This window comes from Candidatus Pelagibacter ubique HTCC1062, assembly GCF_000012345.1.
In the GTDB taxonomy this organism is placed as follows: Bacteria; Pseudomonadota; Alphaproteobacteria; order Pelagibacterales; family Pelagibacteraceae; genus Pelagibacter; species Pelagibacter ubiqueversans.
Genome location: NC_007205.1, coordinates 461,385 through 479,957, shown reverse-complemented (window position 1 = coordinate 479,957; position 18,573 = coordinate 461,385). Strand labels below are relative to the sequence as shown.

The window sequence follows — 18,573 nt, the reverse complement described above, 5'->3', positions numbered from 1 at the left end:
ATTGGCTATTGTAAAATCAAAGCTTCTAAAACAACTCGCTAATAACTACCCAAATTTTTTAAAAAAAGACTTAGAAAAGTTTACTGATATTATTCTTACTGAAATAAAGCAGGCCCTTAAACGAGGAGATCGTGTTGAATTAAGAGGTTTTGGAATGTTCTCTACTAATATTCAAAAGGCAAGAATATCAAGAAATCCCAAAACAGGAGAGAAAGTGAATACGCCTGAAAAAAAAACAATTCACTTTAAAATGTCTAAGGAAATGTTTAAAAAATTAAACAATGATGAATAAAAATATCTTTGTTGCTTGTGATACATCAAGCTTAAAAGAAATAAAAAAAATAATTAGCGATACGAAAACTAATAAACTTCAAATAATTCCAAAATTTGGCTTACAGTTCTTTTATTCAAAAAGTGGGAGAGCTTTTCTTCAAAATTTTAAGAGAGATTATTTCTTAGATTTAAAAATAAATGATATTCCACAAACTGCTTTATCTGCAATGGATAGTTTAAAAGATTTAAAGAAATGTAAATATATTACAGTTCATGTAAGCGGTGGCCTTGAAATGCTTAAAGCTATTACAAAAAAAGCTAAATCAATTAACAAAAATTTAAAAGTATTAGGAGTTACAATTTTAACAAGCCTTAACAAAAAATCTCTTGAAGAAATTGGTCACACCAAGACCGTAGAGCAGCTAGTATTAAAACAAGCTGGTCTTATAAAAAAATCAGGTGCAGCTGGAATTGTGTGTTCTGCACAAGAAGCAAAAATAGTTAGGAAAAAATACAAAAATTTATTTATTGTTACGCCAGGAATAAGGCTACCTGGAGATGATGCAAATGATCAATCTAGAGTAATGACTCCTAATGATGCTTTTAAAAATAAAGTTTCTGGTATTGTAATGGGAAGGTCATTAATAAAGGGTAATATCAAAAACAACATTAAAAGATTAATTAATCACTTAAATCAATGATCCAACCCTGCAAGATTTGTGGGATCTCCGACTCTAAAACTTTAGAATTTTTAACTTCCCATCCTACTCCACCTAAGATGATAGGGTTTATTTGTAATTGGCCTAAATCAAAAAGATTTGTTGAACACAGCAAGCTTAAAAAGCTATTAAAAGTTGATAAAAAAAAATCAGAATATGTTGCTGTATTAGTTAAACCTAATGAAGATATATTAGAAAAAATAAAGGATTTACCATTCGATTATTATCAACTTTATGATTGTACACCTACTGAAGTTAAATCAGTTAAAGAAAAATATAATAAGAAAATTATTGTTGCGATAACTGTAAAAGATCAAAATGACACAGTTAAATATTTAGAATATAATGAGCTTGCAGATATAATATTATTCGACAGTAAAGGTTATGAAAAAAGCATGTCCTTTGATCATCAATTAATTAAAAATATTAAAATTAATAAAGAATTGATGCTTGCTGGGAATATTCAAATTGAAGATAACCTTGAAAATTATAAAGAAATTGCAGACATTATAGATATTTCTGGAGGTCTAGAAACATCTGGATTAAAAGATGTTTCAAAAATAAATATTTTTTTAAATAAAATTAAATTAATTAACAATGAAACTTAAAAAAAAAATTCCTTTAATTGATCAGCACAACAAAAATGGATTTTGGGGTGGTAAATTTGGTGGAAATTTTATACCTGAAACATTAAAAAAGCCCATTGAGGATTTAACTGAACTTTTTGAAAAACTTAGATACGATAAAAAATTTCTTAAAGAAAGAGACTATTATTTTAAGAATTATATAGGCTCTCCTACTTCATTTATTAAACTTCAAAACCTATCAGATCACTTAAGTGGAGCTCAAATATATGCCAAAATGGTGTCTGAGGCGAACGGAGGAGCTCATAAAATTTATAATGCAACAGTTCATTGCCTTATTGCTAAAAAGGCAGGGAAAAAATATGTCGTTGGTGATACGGGTGCAGGGTATGCTGGAAAGATGCTGAGTATGGCTGCTAAAAAATTTGGCCTTAAATGCAAAATATTCATGGGTGCAAAGGATATTAAAAGACAAAAGCCTAATGTAGATGCAATGAAAAAGAATGGTGCAGAAGTTGTACCTGTTTATTCAGGAAGCCAAACATTAGTAGATGCTGTCAGTGAATGCATGCGTTATTGGGTTTCAAATTGCGATAACACCCATATGTGTGTTGGATCAACAGTAGGCCCTAATATATTTGTTAAAATTTGTGGCTGGAGTACAGCTCAAATTTCAAGAGAATTGAAAGTTCAAATTCAGTCAGAATTTAAAAAGATGCCTAAAAAAATTAAACTCATTAATTGTGTTGGAGGTGGAAGTTCAGCTTATGGGTTTTGGAGTGAGTTTATTGATTATGACAAAAAACAGATTGAATTAATTGGTGTTGAAGCTGGTGGACCAAAAAATTCAAAACTACATGCAGCACCTCTAACTAATGGAGCTAAACTTGGGATATTGCATGGAGCTGCAGCTTATGTTTGTCAAAATAGTGAAGGACAAATTAACGATACCGCTTCTATTTCTGCTGGATTAGATTATCCTGGGGTATCCCCTATTCACTGCTTCTTAAAAGATACTAAAAGAGCAAGATATACATCTGCAACTGATGAGGCGGCTTTAAATGCATACAAACTAGTTACAAAACTTGAAAAAATAAACCCAAGTCTTGAACCTAGTCATGCTTTTGCTGAAGCTATAAAAATTGCTCCAAAATTAAACAAAGATACTATCATTATTGTTAATTCTTGTGGTGATGCCAAAAAGGATCGTGATATTTTAAAAGAAAGATTGGGAAAAATTAACTAAGATGTCATTAATCAACTTAGCATTTAAAAAAGTAAAAACTGAAAAGAGACCTGCATTACTAACTTACACGGTAGCTGGAGATAGTACTAAAAAGAAGTCTCTTGAGATATTAAAATCAATTGCAAAATATGCTGACATTTGCGAAATAGGATTTCCTCATAACACTCCAATTGCAGATGGTGGACAGATTCAATCAAGCGCTTATAGAGCTCTAAAAAATGGTATCAAAATTAAAGATGTTTTTTCAATAGTTAAAAATTTTAAAAAATCAAAACAATCAAAACCCGTAATATTGATGGGTTATTATAATATGATTTATCAATATGGAGATAATAACTTTATAAATATTTGTAAAAAAGTAGGAGTAGATGGATTAATTGTTGTTGACCTTCCTTATCCAGAAAATAAAGAATTTGCAAAAAAATGTAAGAAAAAAGATATTAGTTTTATTCAATTAGTATCTCCTACTACGTCTCTGGACAGAATGAAAAAAATTATAAGAGACTCACATGATATGGTCTATTATATCAGTATGCTCTCAACAACTGGTGGCAAGCTAAAGGTTTCGCCTAAAAAAATTTTAGAGCGTTACGGTAAAATTAAAAAACTTAACAAGAATAAGAATATTGTAATAGGCTTTGGGATCACTGAAAAAACCATAGCATCTTTAAGAAAGGCTGATGGATTAGTGGTTGGCAGTGCTTTATGTAAAGAAATATCAAATTCTATTAAAAAACGCCAAAATCCTGTCACAAATGTAACTAATATTGTGTTAAAGTTAAGAAAAAAAATATCATGAATTGGATTAAAAAAACTTTAAGATTTGGTGAAAAGATTAAAACCATCATTAAAGCACGTGCAACCAAAACAGAGATAGCTAATAGTGACTGGACCTCATGTTGTAAAGGGCCAATCTTAAAAAAAGATTTAGAAGAAAACTTATGGGTTTGCCCATCTTGTAACAAACACCACAGAATAAGCCCACGTCAGAGATTTGACATTATATTTGGCAAAAATAATTATGAAGTTTTAAAAACTCCAATTCCTCAAGATGACCCTTTAAATTGGAATGATGCAAAACCTTATAAAGATAGATTAAAAGCTGCTAGAAAAAAAACTGGCATGGATTGTGGAATGATGGTTGTTAATACTAATATTCTAAATTTAAAAATCACAGCGATTGCATCTGATTTTGATTTTGTAGGTGGCTCAATTGGTGCTGCAGAAGGTGAAGCTTTTTTATACGGAATTCAACATGCAATAGAAAATGAACAACCTTTTGTAGTGTTTACTTCTGGTGGCGGAATGAGAATGATGGAAAGTCTTATATCTTTAAGTCAAATGACAAGGACGACACTTGCAATTAACGAACTAAAGAAAAATAATTTACCCTATATTGTTGTTCTAACTGATCCAACTGCTGGTGGTATTACAGCGTCATATGCAATGTTAGGTGATCTGCACTTAGCAGAACCAGGAGCTCTTATAGCTTTTGCAGGAGCAAGAGTAATTCAAGGCACTGTAAGAGAAGAGTTACCAGAAGGCTTTCAAAGAAGTGAGTATGTAGAAAAAACTGGCTTTGTAGATTTAATTGTAGAGAGAAAAGACTTAAGAGAAAAAATTGGATCATTATTATCAATATTGTTAAAGAAAAATTCTGCTATAAATTCATCAGAAAATGAAACTTCAGAAGATAGTAGAGCGCTTACAAAAGCTGCATCCTAAAGAGATTGATCTAAGTCTAGATCGAACTAAAAATCTTTTAGAAAAATTAGGCAATCCTCAAGATCAAATTAACTGCATTTCTATTGTTGGCACGAACGGAAAATTTTCAACTATCCAGGCACTTTATGCAATTTTAAAAGAGGCTGATTATAAATGTAATATTTATACCAGTCCTCACATTCAAAAAATTAATGAGAGATTTGTCTTTAACAATAAGCCTCTAACAGATGATGAATTAGCCAATCTTTTTTCTGAAGTAGAAGAAGCTAATAATCAAACACAAATCACTTTCTTTGAAATTTTAACGGTTGCTTATTTTCATTATGCAAAGAAATACCCTGAAAACATTAACTTAATTGAGTCAGGTCTATTTCATAGATTTGATGCAACCAATATTTTAAAAAAAAACTTAGCTAGTATTGTAACAGCTATTGGTCTGGATCACTTAGACTGGCTTCCAAAAGAAGAGCAAACAGTTGAAAAAATAATATTTGAGAAAACATCCACTTTGTTAAACTCTAAAATCGTAGTTGCAAAACAAAGTTCAAATGAAATAAGCAAAAGTATTGAAAATACAATTAAAGACAATACTTCTAAAAAAATAATCTTTAATAAAAATTATAATTTTACATTAAAAGAAAATGATTTTTTTTATTTTGAGGATGAATTTGGTGCTCTTAAACTTCCAAAACCTAATTTGCCTGGAGAATTTCAATTAGAAAATGTCTCTACGGCAATTGCAACTGTTAGACAATTAACAGACTATAAAATAACTGATGAACATATTAAGAGTGGTATTACTAAAATAGAAAGTATCGCACGACTACAAGAATTAAAATCTGGAAAATTAAAAGATTTAACTAGTAATAATTTATTATTTGTTGATGGATCTCATAACCCACTTGGCGCAAAGGTATTAAATGAATATCTTCAAAGTCTAAATTGTAACAAACATATTATTTTAGGGATGATGGCCAACAAAGACCACAATGAATATATGAGTTACTTTAAAGATATTAAATCATTAACAACAATTGACATTCCAAATCAACCCAATGCTATTAAGGGAAGTGAACTTAAAGAGAAAATTAAAAATTTTGAAAATATTAATTATAAAAATTCTATTGAGGAAGCAATTAGCTCAATTGATCTTCAAGAAAATGATATTATTTTAATTACAGGTTCTTTGTATCTTGCAGGAGAAGTTTTAAACTTAAACTAGATATTCTTATCTAGAAATTCTTTCATTTGACTTTCAGCAACTCCACCAACTTTTCTGTCTACTTCAACACCTTTTTTGTAAACAATAACAGTAGGTACACCTCTTACACCAGCAGCTGAACCTGTGTTAATTCCACCATTTTCTATGTCAGCATAATAAAAGTTTGCTTTATCTTTGTAGCTATCTGAAAACTTATCCATGATGGGTTTAAGGCTCTTGCACGGAGCACACCATTCTGCAGAAAATTGAACTACAGAGATATCTTCATTCTTAATTTTTGTTTCAAATTCTTCGTCTTTAAAATCAATAAGCATGATTCATATATAAATTCTTATTAGATTTATTCAATATGTAAAAAATGATTTTTTTAGTTAATTAACAGAGACTTATTATGCTTGTTCGTATTTTTTTTGAATACCTTCTACGAACTCATTAATTTCGTCTAGAAACTTCAGCTTTTTCTCATCTTTTTCGTTTGTATATCTATCTCTTAAATTATCACACTCAAAATAAAATTCTTTGCATGTCCACCATTTTTCTTTTTCATCACTTAATATTCTTTCGGCTATTCCACGCTTAATAGTCTTAAACATATCAGGTGGAAGTGTCTCAGGTGATTCTTGATATATTATCTTTTTTCCAAAGCTTACCATTCTCTCGTCTTCAAATTTATCTAATAATATTAATTTATCTTTCCAAGAAGCTGCATGCCATTTTGGAAATAAAGCTGTATCTTTTTGAGGAGTAAATTTTTTATAAATTGTCTCTTCTGCCAGTAAATCAACTTGTGAATCGAATTGTGCTTTTTCTTCAGCTGTTTCTCGTAATGCGGTTAAAACATTTTGAGAAAATCTCTCATTACTGTTTACTAATTTTGCACGCTCTTTAATTAGATCAGGATCAAGATTACTATATGGTTCAACTTGTAGTCCATAACTTGCGTCTAGAATTATAGGAGCTTTATTTGATCGTATAGTTCTTAAAAACTTTAATTTTTTAATAGCACTTTTAAGTTCAGAAATTGACATATCAAATAATGGAATAGGATCAATTTTAAGGTCAAAAGCTTGGCCCCATTGATAGATTGGGTGAATACAATGTTTTGGGTGAAGTGGTGCAACTACAAATCTATAATTTTTACCAAAATGATATTCAGCTAATGTAAACATTTTTTCTGTTTTAAATATTGTTTCTGTATCGCTCTTGTTTGCTGTTCTTAAAAATGTATCCCAAGTTTGAGGCTGATTTTTTTTAATTAATCCTAAAACCTTAACGGTTAGTTCTGCATCAAATAAAGCTGAGTGAGCACCACTTGATTCAAAACCATTCATTCTAGCTAACGATTCTAGTTTCATGACCGCATTCCCTTTTGCATTTATTTCAGTTTTTACAACACTTTCATCTACTGCATGAGCGCCTCTTACAATGTTTAAACCATCATGTCTTTTGTTAGGAGTTGCGTTAGTGATATAAGGATATCTAATTCCTCTAAAGAATTCATTTCTTATCATTTCATCATCAAAGCCAATATTTGACCAACCCATAAACATTGCTGGGCTCCATTTTTTAAATGTTGCTTCTAACTGAGATAACATTTGGTAGTGACTTAAATTTCCTTTGGTTAATAAATCAACGCTAGTTTTGTTAACTATTAAAGCCATTGCTTGAGGAACTTCTCCTTCTGGCAATCTACATCTAAAATTAAAACGATCTAATTCTTTAAAATTTGGGTCAACTAAAATGCCACCTACTTCAATAATGCTTCCCCATGAAGTATTAGCGCTACTAGATTCGATATCCCATATTGCAAGGTTCATATTAGTTCATATTCCTTTGGTGATAGTATTGTTCGACTTTTTCTAAAAACTTATTTTGATATTCTTCTAGTTTAACACCTTGAATTCTAAAATCTTGGAATAAATTATCAACCGTACATAGCAGGACAATTCCTTGAGTGATATTTGAGTTATGAACAACGTTATGAGCTAATGAATAAGCCCCTAATTGAAGGTAATAGTCCTCAATCCACTCTTCTTTTTTCGGTTTGTTGGACTGTTTAAAATCAATGATAGTTTCTTGTCCCTCGTACACTCCACAAGCATCACATGTACCCGCATATTTTCCTGGATAATATAATGTTGCTTCAGTACCATAAATTTCTGACAATTTTCCTTTTATACCTTGTTCAATAATTTCATCTGCCATTTTTTTGGATTTACTAGCCTCTTCTTCTAATAGCTCTAAATTTAATTGACCTAATAAATATTTTTCTAAATGAGAATGCATCGATGTTCCTCTACTTGAAGCATCATTTTTAATTCTATTAGCTTCAGCAGCGCCCACTCTTGCTTTCCAATTTGCAAGAGATGCTTTTTTTTCTTCACTTTGTGTTGCTTGTAATATGGAAGTTACTGATGGAAGTTTTTCTTGATTTACAGCATACATTCTTGAGCCACTAACCATTGATCTCATAGATTTTGGATAAGTAAATTTATTATTCCACTGCATATAGTTTGTTATAAGGGGTATTGAAGGAAAAATGAAATTAATTTTTGGCTTGTTTTGAATGGTCAACAAATTTTTCTACATTTTCTGTTTGAACAGCTTTATCAACTTGTTCGGGATCTTTAATATTTTCTAGGCTTCTGCTGATCGATCTTGCATCTGTTCCAAACTTATCAACAACAATCATTGCTTCTTCTAATTTTTTTCTAAGAGCAATTATATTATCAAAGTGTTTTCCAAATCTTGAGCTAATTGTTTTTAGATGATCGTAAATTTCAGTTGCGCCCTTTTGAACTTTTAGAGATTGAAAGCCCATGTGTAATGATTGTAAATAAGCAGAAAGAGTGTTTGGACCACAGATTACAACTTTATGTTTTTTCATTAATTCTTGAGTTAATAACTCTTTAGTAGTTGGATCTTGGTATTCAGTTAGCTCTTTATATAAACTTTCAGTCGGTGCATAAACTATTGCAAAATCTGTTGTCTTTGGTGGAACAATATATTTTTCATTAACACTTTTAGCTTTAGCTTTAAATGCAGTCGCTAATTTTGCTCTTGCATCTGCAACAGCTCTTTTATCATCCGCGTCATAACCATCGGTAATAGCTTTAAATTTTTCTACTGGAAAGTGAGAATCTACTGGTACTAAAACATCACCCTGAAGCTTAATTGCAAATTCAACATTTTCACTTGTGTCCTCTTTCATCTTAACGTTAGTCATGAATTGAGAAGCAGGTAATAAGTCTTTAATCAGTGCATCTAATGAAAACTCCGCAAGAGTTCCATATTTTTTAACTCCAGCTAAAATTTTTGTTATACCTTCTTGGCTTTTATTTAATAATTCGACCTGACTGTTGAAGTTTCCTACTTTTTCATCAACTTTTGTTAAAGCTTCTGTCATATCTTTAGTCACCCCAGTTGATAGAGCGGTAAATGAAGTCGACATTGAACCAAGTGAAGTATTAATAGTAGTATTTAAGGTATCTTTTAATGAAGTAATTTCTGTCTTTAAATTGGCCATCTCTTCAGCTTCTTTATTTTCGCTCTCATCTTTTGGCTTAGATCTTAAGTTCAGATAAAGGATTGCTAAAGCAACTCCTAGTAATAAGACTAAAACTGTTAATAAAATTATGTCCATGATTCTATGAGATATTTTATAGTAAAAATTTGATTTATATATGTAATTATTTAAAACTGTCTCTATGGAATTAATCTTAGTATTAAAAATACTACTTATTACAGGAACTATAGTTACGGCTTATGCAGTACTTAGAAACCTTGATATTATTAAGATTATTTTAATTTACGTTAAGGATACTCTACTTAGAAAGTAGCTTAACTAATTTTTTAACTAGACTATTTTTTAAAGAAGATTTTGAAGCCATCATGCAGGCTTCTGACTTTAAAATTTCGCCATCTTTAAGAATTCTAAGATTATTCGCTCTCAGAGTTTCACCAGATGAAGTAATATCGGTTATAATTTCAGATGACCCTGTAAAAGGATATGCTTCAGTTGCACCTAAACTACTAACTAACTTAAATTGAGTAACTCCTTTTGAAAACAAAAACTCTCTTGTTAAATTAGGATATTTCGTTGCCACTCTTAATCTTTTTTTCTTTTTATCTTTAAATTCAAAAGCAATTTCTTCTAAATCAGCAACTGTTTGAACATCAATCCAAGGGTCTGGGATAGCAACAACCAATGTTGCTTTACCAAATCCATAATTCTTAACAACACTTATCTTTTTTTGAATATTTACTTCACTTTCTTTTAATAAATCAAATCCAGAAAAGCCAAGATCTAAAGAGCCATCTCCAAGTCTTTCAACTATCTCTCTTGCATGAAGATATAATACTTTAACATTATTTAAGTTTTTAATAGATCCTAATAAATCTCTTTCACCTCTTTCTGAGACTAAATTTAATTTATTTTTTTTAAATATCTTTAAGATATCAGCTCTCAATCTACCTTTACTTGGAATTCCAATATTAATAATATTTTTTGTCATTAGTAGTTTAAATTTAAAGCAGCTCCTACTGCTGGAACTTGTTTTTTAGATCCAAGGTCTGAAATTAGTTTGTCGTATCTTCCACCATTGATTACATTAATATTTTTAGATTTAGATTTAATATCGATTTTAAATACCATGCCTGTATAATATTCTAATTGACGCCCAAAAGACGCTGAGAACTCTACATTTAATTTTTGAATTTTATTTAATGAAGTTGGGAAATATTTTTGATCCACAACTAAATTAATTTTATTTTTTTTAAAAAAAATATTAAGGTTTTCAGCAGCTTGTCCTATTGGACAGTTAATTTTTAAAAACTCTTTAATAATTTTTGAAACGTTTTTACCTCTACTAGCTCTTCTTGGATCTTTAATCTTGTTATCAAATCTCTTTAAAATCTCTTCAATTGATCGTCCAGCAACTATTGTTTGCTGATTATCTTTTAACATTTTTAAATATCTCTTTTTATCAACTTCAACAATCGTTGGGTCTACATCAGAGTTTGTCTCTAATCTTTTTAATAAGTCATTGAAGTATTCTTCTCTCCAAAAATGTCTTGAAAGTCTTAATTTCCATCTTTTTGGGATATCTAGCTTTGAAATTAATAAATTGAAAATCTCAACGTTACCAATTTTTAAAGTTCCTGATGAATATTGTAAATTAGATAGAGATTTTAAGGCTGTATTAATAATTTCCTTATCATCTTTCTTTTCATCTTTAGAGCCAATAATCTCAAAGCCAACTTGGTCTCTAATAATAGAATCTCTTTTATTATTTGATTTTCTATAGGCCTGACCGCTATAAAATATTTTCTCTTTTCCTTTAAGATTATTTTCTAAGTATCTTAAACATGATGCAATAGTTAGATCGGGTCTAAGACAAAGCTCACTACCATTTTGATCAGTAAATGAAAAAATAAACTTTCTAAAATTTTCCCCAGATCGTTGAACGATATGATTGGCCTCAATTACTGAAGGTAAATCAATATATTTAAATCCTTTAGATTTAACCGATCTAAGAATTTTTTCAGATAAATTTTTTGATTTCATTAATTAAATTTTCTTTTGGGAACGTTAACTGATTGTTTTCACCTTTAACTCCTAAAAGGTTTTTTAAAGTAATCGTATTATCTTTAAATTCATTTTCACCACAAATAACAGCTACCGGGCATTGTTTTTTATTTGCGTACGTTAATTGTTTGCCTAAATTTTTTTTACTATCTAAAAATATTTCAGAGTTAATATTATTATCTCTTAAAACTTTTAAAATCTCATAATAATTTTTTAAATACTTTTCGTCCATTACACAAATAATGACTGGTTTTTTTTCATCCACTTCAATTTGATCAAGTTGCATCATTGCAAATAATAATCGGTCAACACCAAAGCTCATTCCAGTTCCTGGAATATCAACTCCCTTAAATCTTGAAATTAATTTATTATATTGTCCACCTGAACAAATACTTCCTATATCAACTTCTTTACCTTTGCTGTTTTTTGCTTTGAAATTTAAATTGGTTTCAACACAAAACCCATCATAATAAGCAAGCCCTCTTACAATTGTAAAGTTTGTCTTTATTTGATCTAAATAATCTCCATAACTTACTATTTCTAATAAATCTTCTAATTCTTTAATTCCTTCTTGAGATAAAGGATTTTTTAAATTTTCTTTTAATTCTTTTAAATCTTTTACTTTTAAGAAATTGATTATTTGTGAAGCTTGATCATCTGTTAAGTTAGCACCCTTTGTAACAGCTCCACTTGCATCTACTCTTTCTTCTTTTAATAAATCTTCAACTCCTCTTAAACCAAAGCCAGGCTTATCTAATTTATCTATTGCTCTCATAACCTTTATCTTCTTATCATCGGATATTTTAAGGTCTTCAATTAAACCTTGAACAATTTTTCTATTACTAATGTTAACAACGAACTGATCTTTTTTTAAACCACAGGCAAGAAGTGTACTTGCAATCAAATTACATAGTTCAGCATTTGCTTGGGCTGGGTTAACGTTACCAACTATATCAGCATCACATTGTAAAAAGCTTCTATAACGAGCATTACCCGCTTTTTCGTTTCTCCAGACATCACCCATTTGATATCTTTTATAAGGTAAGGGTAATTCCTGATTATTTTGAGCAACAAATCTAGCTAGTGGACTTGATAAATCATATCTAAGTGTAATATTTTTCTCCCCATCTTTGAATGAGAATACGTCAGACATAGGATTACTATCATCATCTGCAAGAAATGATCCTATGTTCTCTGAAATTTCAAATGAAGGCGTTTCAAGAGCACCAAAACCAAATTTTACAAAATTAGCTTCAATAGTATTAATTAACTTTTTCTTGAGAATTAATTTTTTGCCCCATCGATCTTCAAATCCTGAGGGTAACCCAGGAATTAGTTTATTTTCTTTATTCATCTTTTTGGTACCCGCGCTTGGAATCGAACCAAATCCTATAGTTCCACAAACTATCGTACTAACCGTTATACTACGCAGGCATTCCTTGTGTTTATATTATTTTTGTGTGGATTTAAAATTATATTATAAATAAATAGCCTAAAGGCTATGGAAACAAAGTCTGTGAGTACTTCTTGAAGTCTCTCTGTATGTAATATTTATAATCATGATCAGTCTTTTAGACAATTAAGAATAATTTTCAACACCTAAATATAAAAGGACGTTAACCTTATTTTTAAGGATTAAACGCCCTTATAGATTTTTGAAGTTTAAGAACTAGTCTATTTTTTTTAAATTTACAGCTGAAGGGCCTTTCGGGCCATCCTCCATCTCAAATTCTAGTTTATCACCTTCGTTTAAAAAACGCATACCTGCAGTTTTTACTGCTGATGCGTGAACGAATGCATCTTTTTCTTTATCTTCTCTTTCAATAAAGCCAAAACCTTTTTTACCGTTAAACCACTTTACTGTTCCTTTTAGTGTGCTCATTTTTACTCATCCTTTTATTATTTATATAAAAAAGTTATTTTATTTCTTTTATTTTTTCAATAATTTTTTAGATTTTTAAGGGAGGTGGTGGTGGCCCCAACTGGACTCGAACCAGTGACACACGGATTTTCAATCCGATGCTCTACCAACTGAGCTACAGGGCCCCATATTAACCTCTAAAAGTGATACGACCTTTGGTCAAATCGTAAGGTGTCATTTCGACTTGAACCTTATCACCTTGAAGTACTCTAATTCTGTTCTTACGCAATTTGCCTGCAGCATGAGCTGTAACAATATGGCCGTTTTCTAATTTTACTCTAAACATTGCATTTGGTAATAAATCCTCAACAATTCCTGAGAACGACAGCATTTCTTGTTTTGACAAATTTATTTTCTCCTAATTCTTTTTTCTACCGACTTAGCGTGTCCCACTAAACCCTCGTAGTTTGCAAGTGTTATAACTGATGGACCAAGGGTTTCAATCCCTTTTTTTGATAGGTTTATATATGAAATTCTTTTATAAAATTCATTAACACTAACTCCACTTGAATATCTTGCTGAGGAATTGGTTGGCAATACATGATTAGAGCCAACATTATAATCTGTCATTGCCATTACAGCATATTTTCCTAAACAGATAGATCCTGCATTTTTAATCTTACTCACTACCTTTTTATAGTTCTTAGTATTAAGCTCTAAGTGCTCAGGAGCAATTTTATTTACTGTGTTAATAATTTTTTGGTCAGACGGCATATAAATTAAAATTCCATTATTAAGTAGACTATTTTTTGCAATCACTGCTCTAGGCAATTCTTTTAATTGATTGATAATTTCATAATTAACTTTTTTAATAATTGATTTGTCTTTTGAAATTAAAATACATTGAGCAAGGTTATCGTGTTCTGCTTGACCTATTAGATCGCTCGCTATCCATTCAGGATTTGAAAACTTATCACAAACAATTGTCACTTCAGAAGGACCTGCAATCATTCCTTCAATTCCAACATCTCCAAATACTTCTTTTTTTGCTGCAGCTACATAAGAATTTCCAGGGCCAATAATTTTGTCAACTTTTTTGATTTTCTTAGTACCATATGCAACAGCTGCAATAGCAGATGGTCCTCCAATTGAATAAATCTCTTTAATCTTACATTTTTTAGCAGCATATAATACCGCAGGATTTTGTTTACCTTTTTGACCTGGATTAACCATAACTAGTCTTTTCACTCCAGCAACAATTGCAGGTACTGCATTCATTAAAACACTGGAAGGATATGAAGCTGTTGAACCAGGTACATAAATTGCAACTGATTCAATAGGTACGTATTTATACTCTAATTTATTTTTTAGTTTGTCTGTATAAGAAATGTTTTTAAATTTTTGTAATGAATGGAATTTATAAATTCTATCATAAGCAAGATCGATTGCCTTTTTAACTTTTTGATCTAAAGACTGAATAGCTCTATTAATTTGTTTTATGCTTGGGGCAATAATACTATTTTTATTAAATCTCTTTTCATACTTTAAAATAGCTTTATCTCCATTTTTCTTAACATCTTTAATAATTTTAATAACTGAAACTGAATTAAGTTGGACTTTATTTTTTCGTTTAGACAGTAATGCGTCTAAAGTTTTATCAAAGTTTTTATTTTTACTATCTAATATCTTAATCATTAATCAGCTTTGTTTTGGTCATCTAAAGTTACTTCAATTATTTCTGTCGATAATGTAATATATGCATTGTTTGTAAACATTAAGTTTATCTCATAATTGTCATTATTTTTTAAATAATCCATCCCAATTAACTCTAATTTTTCCTCAGGGTCGTTTTGTTTAATATTTTTAGATTTAACTCTATCTACAAATTCAAATTTGCAAATACTAATAATTTTTTTATCTTGTTCTTCCGTTTCTACTTTAGATCTTTTTAATGATAATAGAAAAACTTTGTTTTTCTGAAGATACTTAATTTCATTAACTTTAACTTCAGCTCCAGAGCAACATGCTGAGATTACTTGTAATCCCTCATTATCTGTAGCTATAATTTTTGATAAATATTTTTTATCCATTAATTAATTCTCTTAATTTTAGCCCCTACTTTTTTTAATTTCTTCTCTATATCTTCATAGCCCCTATCAAGGTGATATATTCTATTAATTACTGATTTTCCTTTAGCTGCAAGAGCTGCAAGAATTAAAGATACAGAGGCTCTTAAATCTGTGGCCATTAATTCTGCTGCTTCAAATTTGATATTTCCTTCTATGCTTGCTTGATTTCCATTAATAGAAATTTTAGCTCCCATTCTATTAAGCTCTGCAACGTGCATAAACCTATTTTCAAATATTTCTTCTTTAATATGAGATCTTTTATTAGCCTTACATAATAATACCATCATTTGTGCCTGCAAATCTGTTGGAAACCCTGGATAAGGAGATGTTTTAATATTTATATTTTTAATCTTTTTACTTCCTTGAATAAGGATTTCATTTTTTTTTAAAGTAATTTTTGATCCTACTTTTTTTAAGATATTAATTTCTGTACTTATTATCTTAGGATCAATTCCAGTAATTTTCAAATTTCCTTCAGTTAATGCTGCAGCTATTAAATAAGTTCCAGCCTCTATTCTATCCGGCATTACTGAGTAATCTAATTCTTTAAGATTGTTCACTCCTTCAATTCTAACCGTTCTCTTTGCAGTCCACTTAATATTACACCCCATATTAATTAAAAAATTAACTAAATCTTTAATCTCAGGTTCAATCGCACAATTTGATAAAGTTGTTTTTCCTTTAGCTAAACATGCGGCTATAATTAAATTTTCTGTAGCACCAACTGAAACTTTAGGAAATTTTATATTTGCTCCTATTAATCCTTTGGGTGCATTAGCATGCACATAACCTTGGATAATTTTATATTTAACTCCAAGTTTTGATAGAGCTTGCAAATGAATATCAACAGGTCTTGTCCCTATTGCGCAGCCGCCAGGTAATGAAACTTTTGCTTTACCAAATTTAGCAAGTAATGGTCCTAAAACTAATATTCCTGCTCTCATAGTTTTAACCAAACTATAAGCTGCAAAAGTTTTTGTTTGCTTGGTATTTTTGATAATCAATTCTTTTTTATTATCTTCAATAATTGAACCTAATGACTTTAATAAAAGTATCATTGTTTCAATATCTTTTACCCGTGGGAGGTTTGCTAAAGATATCTTTTTATTTGATAATAATGTTGCAGCTAAAATAGGAAGGGATGCATTTTTAGAACCTGAAATTCTAATTTGTCCCTTGAGCTTTGCTGCCCCAAAGACTTCCAATTTTTTCATGATTATACTTTTGGTAAAGTTACTCCAGTTTGACCCATATATTTTCCTTTACGGTCAGCGTATGAAGTTTCTGGAGACTGATCTCCTTTTAGAAATAAAAATTGTGCAACACCTTCATTTGCATAAATTTTTGCAGGTAGCGGTGTGGTATTAGAAAACTCAAGAGTAACTGTTCCAAAAAACTCAGATTCAATTGGAGTTACATTAACTATGATTCCTGTTCTTGCATATGTGCTCTTACCAACAACAATACACATAATATCTCTTGGTATTTTAAAGACTTCAATAGTGGTTCCAAGAGCGAAAGAATTAGGAGGAATGATAATATAATCAGAGCTTTTTTTGGTTACAAAATTATCTGAACTAAACTCCTTAGGGTCAACGATAGAAGAATTAACATTATGAAATATCTTAAATTCATCTCCTACTCTTGCATCATAGCCAAATGAACTAAGTCCATAAGAAATTTTACCATCCCTGACTTGCTTATCTATAAAAGGAGAAATCATTGACTGCTCAACTGCTAACTTCCTTATAGATTTATCAGAAAGTACTGACATTATTTACTTTTCTTCTTATTTTTTTTTTGAAAAATTTTTCTTTTTTTTAAATTTTTTCTAAGAGCCAGACTTAACTTCTCATTTTTTTCTTTATCATTCATTATTTGTCTGGATTAGTTAAAAAATCTAAAGTGATAGGCTTTGATGCATCTAAAGTTTTCTCTGGTTCTTCTTGAACTTTTGGTCCTTCTTTAGCTTCACGTTTTGCTTTTTTTTCAGCAAGCTTTTTTTCTCTCTTTGCCTGCTTCTCCATAAGCTTATTGCCTTTAGTAGATTTATAATCGTAATGAATGCCCATAAAATTTCCTCCGTAGGTATAAATCATTATATGAAAAAAATTAAGGCAATTTTTTGAAAAAATGATTTATTATAGAAATACTTCAATAAAATAACAAATTAGCCCCTATAGTTAAATGGCATAACATGTCCATGGTAAGGATAAATTTCAAGTTCGATTCTTGGTGGGGGCACCAAATTATTTTTTGTAGAATATTTTTCTAGCAACAATTGCAGCTACTAATAAAGCTCCAAAAGCAATCATTGGAATGTAGATATCTGGTGAATATATCAAATCAATGATTCTAGGAGCTTCTAAGTTTTGTTCTATGATTTTTTCAAGTCCACTTCCAATTGAAACAACTAAAAATAGTGGTGGAGTTAATCCTATTAATGTTGCCCAAAAAAAATTACTCACTCTAACATTAAAAATACAAGGTAACACATTTGATAATGCAAAAGGAATGCCTCCAATAAATCTATAAGCTAAAAGATAAATAAATTCTGATTTTTTAAATTTTACTTCTAAATTTTTAAATCTATTTAAAAACTTTTCTTTAATAATTTCTTTAAAAAAATAATTTCCAATGATGTATAAAATTGTTGCACCAATAGTCATTCCAATTATTAGAATAATCGTTCCAAGCCACTTGCCAAAAATAAACCCTGCTAAGAGTGCAACTGGCAAACCAAATCCAGCCATCACAACCCAGATAATTGTGGCTGTTAAAAATATTAAAGAAATTAAAAATAAATTAGTTTGTTTTAATCCAAAAAAATAATCTCTATTGTTTTTAATAAATTCATAGCTTGTTAATTCTTCGAGGGTGAATTTTGATAAAAAAAAGTATAAAAATGATGAAACAACTAGAAGATAAAATAAACCTAAAGTTATCTTAACTTTTTTTGATTTTTCCATAATTTATTGGTCGTATTATAAAATCTTCTATTTGCTATTTATACATATAATTACTATAAAGGGCGAAATTTAAAAAAACTTAAATAAATCCTATGAAAAGAACATATCAGCCCAAAGTTGGAAAACGTCTTAAGAAGCATGGCTTCAGATCAAAGATGGCAACTAAAGGTGGGAAGAAACTTATTAAGAGAAGACGTGATAAGGGACGTAAAAACCTTACAGTGTCATCCACTCAAAAAAAACCTCAGGGTAAATAGT

At 30.0% G+C, this 18,573-nt stretch carries 24 protein-coding genes and 3 tRNA genes; 10 read left to right on the top strand and 17 right to left on the bottom strand.

Features of this window, described 5'->3' with window-relative positions:
* The first annotated feature begins 1 nt into the window (after position 1).
* The 7 genes from SAR11_RS02485 to SAR11_RS02455 are packed head-to-tail and all read left to right on the top strand — an operon-like array spanning position 2 to position 5,769.
* Positions 2-292, top strand: coding sequence for an HU family DNA-binding protein (locus SAR11_RS02485; RefSeq protein WP_006997412.1), 291 nt, complete (start codon positions 2-4; stop codon positions 290-292).
* Entirely contained in the window at positions 282-974 is a 693-nt protein-coding gene (gene pyrF / locus SAR11_RS02480; protein WP_011281748.1) for an orotidine-5'-phosphate decarboxylase, read from the top strand. Before SAR11_RS02485 ends, pyrF begins: the two co-directional genes overlap by 11 nt.
* A complete protein-coding gene (locus SAR11_RS02475; RefSeq protein ID WP_006997414.1) occupies positions 971-1,600 on the top strand; it encodes a phosphoribosylanthranilate isomerase in 630 nt (209 codons plus the stop codon). The genes pyrF and SAR11_RS02475 overlap by 4 nt, the downstream gene beginning before the upstream one ends.
* The gene (trpB, locus tag SAR11_RS02470; protein WP_006997415.1) at positions 1,590-2,822 is read left to right on the top strand and encodes a tryptophan synthase subunit beta; all 1,233 of its coding nucleotides are present in this window, start codon (positions 1,590-1,592) and stop codon (positions 2,820-2,822) included. Before SAR11_RS02475 ends, trpB begins: the two co-directional genes overlap by 11 nt.
* A gap of 1 nt (position 2,823) precedes the next feature.
* Positions 2,824-3,621, top strand: coding sequence for a tryptophan synthase subunit alpha (gene trpA, locus SAR11_RS02465; RefSeq protein ID WP_011281747.1), 798 nt, complete (start codon positions 2,824-2,826; stop codon positions 3,619-3,621).
* Positions 3,618-4,547 (top strand): acetyl-CoA carboxylase carboxyl transferase subunit beta, encoded by a 930-nt coding sequence (locus SAR11_RS02460; RefSeq protein ID WP_011281746.1) that lies wholly within the window; start codon positions 3,618-3,620, stop codon positions 4,545-4,547. Before trpA ends, SAR11_RS02460 begins: the two co-directional genes overlap by 4 nt.
* Complete coding sequence (locus SAR11_RS02455) at positions 4,501-5,769, top strand: bifunctional folylpolyglutamate synthase/dihydrofolate synthase (protein WP_011281745.1); 1,269 nt, start codon at positions 4,501-4,503, stop codon at positions 5,767-5,769. Before SAR11_RS02460 ends, SAR11_RS02455 begins: the two co-directional genes overlap by 47 nt.
* On the opposite strand, the gene SAR11_RS02450 is transcribed toward SAR11_RS02455, so the two are convergent.
* The 4 genes from SAR11_RS02450 to SAR11_RS02435 all read right to left on the bottom strand — a co-directional run bounded on the left by SAR11_RS02450 (position 5,766) and on the right by SAR11_RS02435 (position 9,412).
* Positions 5,766-6,083 (bottom strand): thioredoxin family protein, encoded by a 318-nt coding sequence (locus tag SAR11_RS02450; RefSeq protein WP_011281744.1) that lies wholly within the window; start codon positions 6,081-6,083, stop codon positions 5,766-5,768. The genes SAR11_RS02455 and SAR11_RS02450 overlap by 4 nt on opposite strands.
* Before the next feature lie 75 nt (positions 6,084-6,158).
* Positions 6,159-7,586 carry an exonuclease domain-containing protein gene (locus SAR11_RS02445; RefSeq protein WP_011281743.1) on the bottom strand — a complete coding sequence of 476 codons (1,428 nt, stop codon included), beginning with the start codon at positions 7,584-7,586 and terminating at the stop codon, positions 6,159-6,161.
* Position 7,587: 1 nt separating this feature from the next.
* The gene (locus tag SAR11_RS02440) at positions 7,588-8,277 is read right to left on the bottom strand and encodes a hypothetical protein (RefSeq protein WP_041185804.1); all 690 of its coding nucleotides are present in this window, start codon (positions 8,275-8,277) and stop codon (positions 7,588-7,590) included.
* A gap of 37 nt (positions 8,278-8,314) precedes the next feature.
* On the bottom strand, positions 8,315-9,412 hold the full coding sequence (locus SAR11_RS02435; RefSeq protein ID WP_011281741.1) for a DNA recombination protein RmuC: 1,098 nt from the start codon (positions 9,410-9,412) through the stop codon (positions 8,315-8,317).
* A gap of 64 nt (positions 9,413-9,476) precedes the next feature.
* Here SAR11_RS02435 and SAR11_RS07110 point away from each other — a divergent pair, with 64 nt between their 5' ends.
* Positions 9,477-9,608, top strand: a complete 132-nt coding sequence (locus tag SAR11_RS07110; RefSeq protein ID WP_269077266.1) for a hypothetical protein — start codon at positions 9,477-9,479, stop codon at positions 9,606-9,608.
* On the opposite strand, the gene hisG is transcribed toward SAR11_RS07110, so the two are convergent.
* From hisG to SAR11_RS02375, 12 genes are all read right to left on the bottom strand, one after another.
* Positions 9,594-10,283 carry an ATP phosphoribosyltransferase gene (hisG, locus tag SAR11_RS02430; RefSeq protein ID WP_011281740.1) on the bottom strand — a complete coding sequence of 230 codons (690 nt, stop codon included), beginning with the start codon at positions 10,281-10,283 and terminating at the stop codon, positions 9,594-9,596. The two genes, SAR11_RS07110 and hisG, sit on opposite strands and share 15 nt — an antisense overlap.
* Positions 10,283-11,335, bottom strand: coding sequence for an ATP phosphoribosyltransferase regulatory subunit (locus SAR11_RS02425; RefSeq protein ID WP_011281739.1), 1,053 nt, complete (start codon positions 11,333-11,335; stop codon positions 10,283-10,285). The genes hisG and SAR11_RS02425 overlap by 1 nt, the downstream gene beginning before the upstream one ends.
* Positions 11,313-12,710, bottom strand: a complete 1,398-nt coding sequence (hisS, locus tag SAR11_RS02420; RefSeq protein WP_011281738.1) for a histidine--tRNA ligase — start codon at positions 12,708-12,710, stop codon at positions 11,313-11,315. The genes SAR11_RS02425 and hisS overlap by 23 nt, the downstream gene beginning before the upstream one ends.
* 5 nt (positions 12,711-12,715) lie before the next feature.
* Positions 12,716-12,790 (bottom strand) — tRNA-His (locus SAR11_RS02415).
* Positions 12,791-13,025: 235 nt separating this feature from the next.
* The gene (locus SAR11_RS02410) at positions 13,026-13,238 is read right to left on the bottom strand and encodes a cold-shock protein (RefSeq protein ID WP_006997426.1); all 213 of its coding nucleotides are present in this window, start codon (positions 13,236-13,238) and stop codon (positions 13,026-13,028) included.
* Positions 13,239-13,326: 88 nt separating this feature from the next.
* Positions 13,327-13,402 (bottom strand) — tRNA-Phe (locus tag SAR11_RS02405).
* A gap of 5 nt (positions 13,403-13,407) precedes the next feature.
* Positions 13,408-13,623, bottom strand: coding sequence for a translation initiation factor IF-1 (gene infA, locus SAR11_RS02400; RefSeq protein WP_006997427.1), 216 nt, complete (start codon positions 13,621-13,623; stop codon positions 13,408-13,410).
* A gap of 2 nt (positions 13,624-13,625) precedes the next feature.
* Positions 13,626-14,912 carry a histidinol dehydrogenase gene (hisD, locus tag SAR11_RS02395; RefSeq protein WP_011281737.1) on the bottom strand — a complete coding sequence of 429 codons (1,287 nt, stop codon included), beginning with the start codon at positions 14,910-14,912 and terminating at the stop codon, positions 13,626-13,628.
* On the bottom strand, positions 14,912-15,307 hold the full coding sequence (locus SAR11_RS02390) for a DUF2948 family protein (RefSeq protein WP_011281736.1): 396 nt from the start codon (positions 15,305-15,307) through the stop codon (positions 14,912-14,914). Before SAR11_RS02390 ends, hisD begins: the two co-directional genes overlap by 1 nt.
* Entirely contained in the window at positions 15,307-16,560 is a 1,254-nt protein-coding gene (murA, locus tag SAR11_RS02385; RefSeq protein ID WP_011281735.1) for a UDP-N-acetylglucosamine 1-carboxyvinyltransferase, read from the bottom strand. The genes SAR11_RS02390 and murA overlap by 1 nt, the downstream gene beginning before the upstream one ends.
* Before the next feature lie 2 nt (positions 16,561-16,562).
* Positions 16,563-17,120 (bottom strand): dCTP deaminase, encoded by a 558-nt coding sequence (gene dcd / locus SAR11_RS02380; RefSeq protein ID WP_006997431.1) that lies wholly within the window; start codon positions 17,118-17,120, stop codon positions 16,563-16,565.
* A 100-nt stretch (positions 17,121-17,220) separates the two neighbouring features.
* Positions 17,221-17,418: a hypothetical protein gene (locus SAR11_RS02375; protein ID WP_006997433.1), complete on the bottom strand. Its 198-nt coding sequence runs from the start codon at positions 17,416-17,418 to the stop codon at positions 17,221-17,223.
* 101 nt (positions 17,419-17,519) lie between these two features.
* On the opposite strand from SAR11_RS02375, the gene SAR11_RS02370 reads away from it, so the two are divergent.
* A tRNA-Thr gene (locus SAR11_RS02370) sits at positions 17,520-17,593 on the top strand.
* A 2-nt stretch (positions 17,594-17,595) separates the two neighbouring features.
* On the opposite strand, the gene SAR11_RS02365 is transcribed toward SAR11_RS02370, so the two are convergent.
* The gene (locus tag SAR11_RS02365) at positions 17,596-18,315 is read right to left on the bottom strand and encodes a TVP38/TMEM64 family protein (protein WP_011281734.1); all 720 of its coding nucleotides are present in this window, start codon (positions 18,313-18,315) and stop codon (positions 17,596-17,598) included.
* A gap of 92 nt (positions 18,316-18,407) precedes the next feature.
* Here SAR11_RS02365 and rpmH point away from each other — a divergent pair, with 92 nt between their 5' ends.
* Positions 18,408-18,572, top strand: a complete 165-nt coding sequence (gene rpmH / locus SAR11_RS02360; protein WP_006997435.1) for a 50S ribosomal protein L34 — start codon at positions 18,408-18,410, stop codon at positions 18,570-18,572.
* Position 18,573 lies beyond the last annotated feature (1 nt).

Coding starts and splice junctions, on each gene's coding strand:
- pyrF (WP_011281748.1), top strand. CDS start 282: ATGATGAATAAAAATATCTTTGTTGCTTGTGATACATCAAGCTTAAAA.
- SAR11_RS02475 (WP_006997414.1), top strand. CDS start 971: ATGATCCAACCCTGCAAGATTTGTGGGATCTCCGACTCTAAAACTTTA.
- trpB (WP_006997415.1), top strand. CDS start 1,590: ATGAAACTTAAAAAAAAAATTCCTTTAATTGATCAGCACAACAAAAAT.
- trpA (WP_011281747.1), top strand. CDS start 2,824: ATGTCATTAATCAACTTAGCATTTAAAAAAGTAAAAACTGAAAAGAGA.
- SAR11_RS02460 (WP_011281746.1), top strand. CDS start 3,618: ATGAATTGGATTAAAAAAACTTTAAGATTTGGTGAAAAGATTAAAACC.
- SAR11_RS02455 (WP_011281745.1), top strand. CDS start 4,501: ATGAAACTTCAGAAGATAGTAGAGCGCTTACAAAAGCTGCATCCTAAA.
- SAR11_RS02450 (WP_011281744.1), bottom strand. CDS start 6,083: ATGCTTATTGATTTTAAAGACGAAGAATTTGAAACAAAAATTAAGAAT.
- SAR11_RS02445 (WP_011281743.1), bottom strand. CDS start 7,586: ATGAACCTTGCAATATGGGATATCGAATCTAGTAGCGCTAATACTTCA.
- SAR11_RS02440 (WP_041185804.1), bottom strand. CDS start 8,277: ATGCAGTGGAATAATAAATTTACTTATCCAAAATCTATGAGATCAATG.
- SAR11_RS02435 (WP_011281741.1), bottom strand. CDS start 9,412: ATGGACATAATTTTATTAACAGTTTTAGTCTTATTACTAGGAGTTGCT.
- SAR11_RS07110 (WP_269077266.1), top strand. CDS start 9,477: ATGGAATTAATCTTAGTATTAAAAATACTACTTATTACAGGAACTATA.
- hisG (WP_011281740.1), bottom strand. CDS start 10,283: ATGACAAAAAATATTATTAATATTGGAATTCCAAGTAAAGGTAGATTG.
- SAR11_RS02425 (WP_011281739.1), bottom strand. CDS start 11,335: ATGAAATCAAAAAATTTATCTGAAAAAATTCTTAGATCGGTTAAATCT.
- hisS (WP_011281738.1), bottom strand. CDS start 12,710: ATGAATAAAGAAAATAAACTAATTCCTGGGTTACCCTCAGGATTTGAA.
- SAR11_RS02410 (WP_006997426.1), bottom strand. CDS start 13,238: ATGAGCACACTAAAAGGAACAGTAAAGTGGTTTAACGGTAAAAAAGGT.
- hisD (WP_011281737.1), bottom strand. CDS start 14,912: ATGATTAAGATATTAGATAGTAAAAATAAAAACTTTGATAAAACTTTA.
- SAR11_RS02390 (WP_011281736.1), bottom strand. CDS start 15,307: ATGGATAAAAAATATTTATCAAAAATTATAGCTACAGATAATGAGGGA.
- murA (WP_011281735.1), bottom strand. CDS start 16,560: ATGAAAAAATTGGAAGTCTTTGGGGCAGCAAAGCTCAAGGGACAAATT.
- dcd (WP_006997431.1), bottom strand. CDS start 17,120: ATGTCAGTACTTTCTGATAAATCTATAAGGAAGTTAGCAGTTGAGCAG.
- SAR11_RS02375 (WP_006997433.1), bottom strand. CDS start 17,418: ATGGGCATTCATTACGATTATAAATCTACTAAAGGCAATAAGCTTATG.
- SAR11_RS02365 (WP_011281734.1), bottom strand. CDS start 18,315: ATGGAAAAATCAAAAAAAGTTAAGATAACTTTAGGTTTATTTTATCTT.
- rpmH (WP_006997435.1), top strand. CDS start 18,408: ATGAAAAGAACATATCAGCCCAAAGTTGGAAAACGTCTTAAGAAGCAT.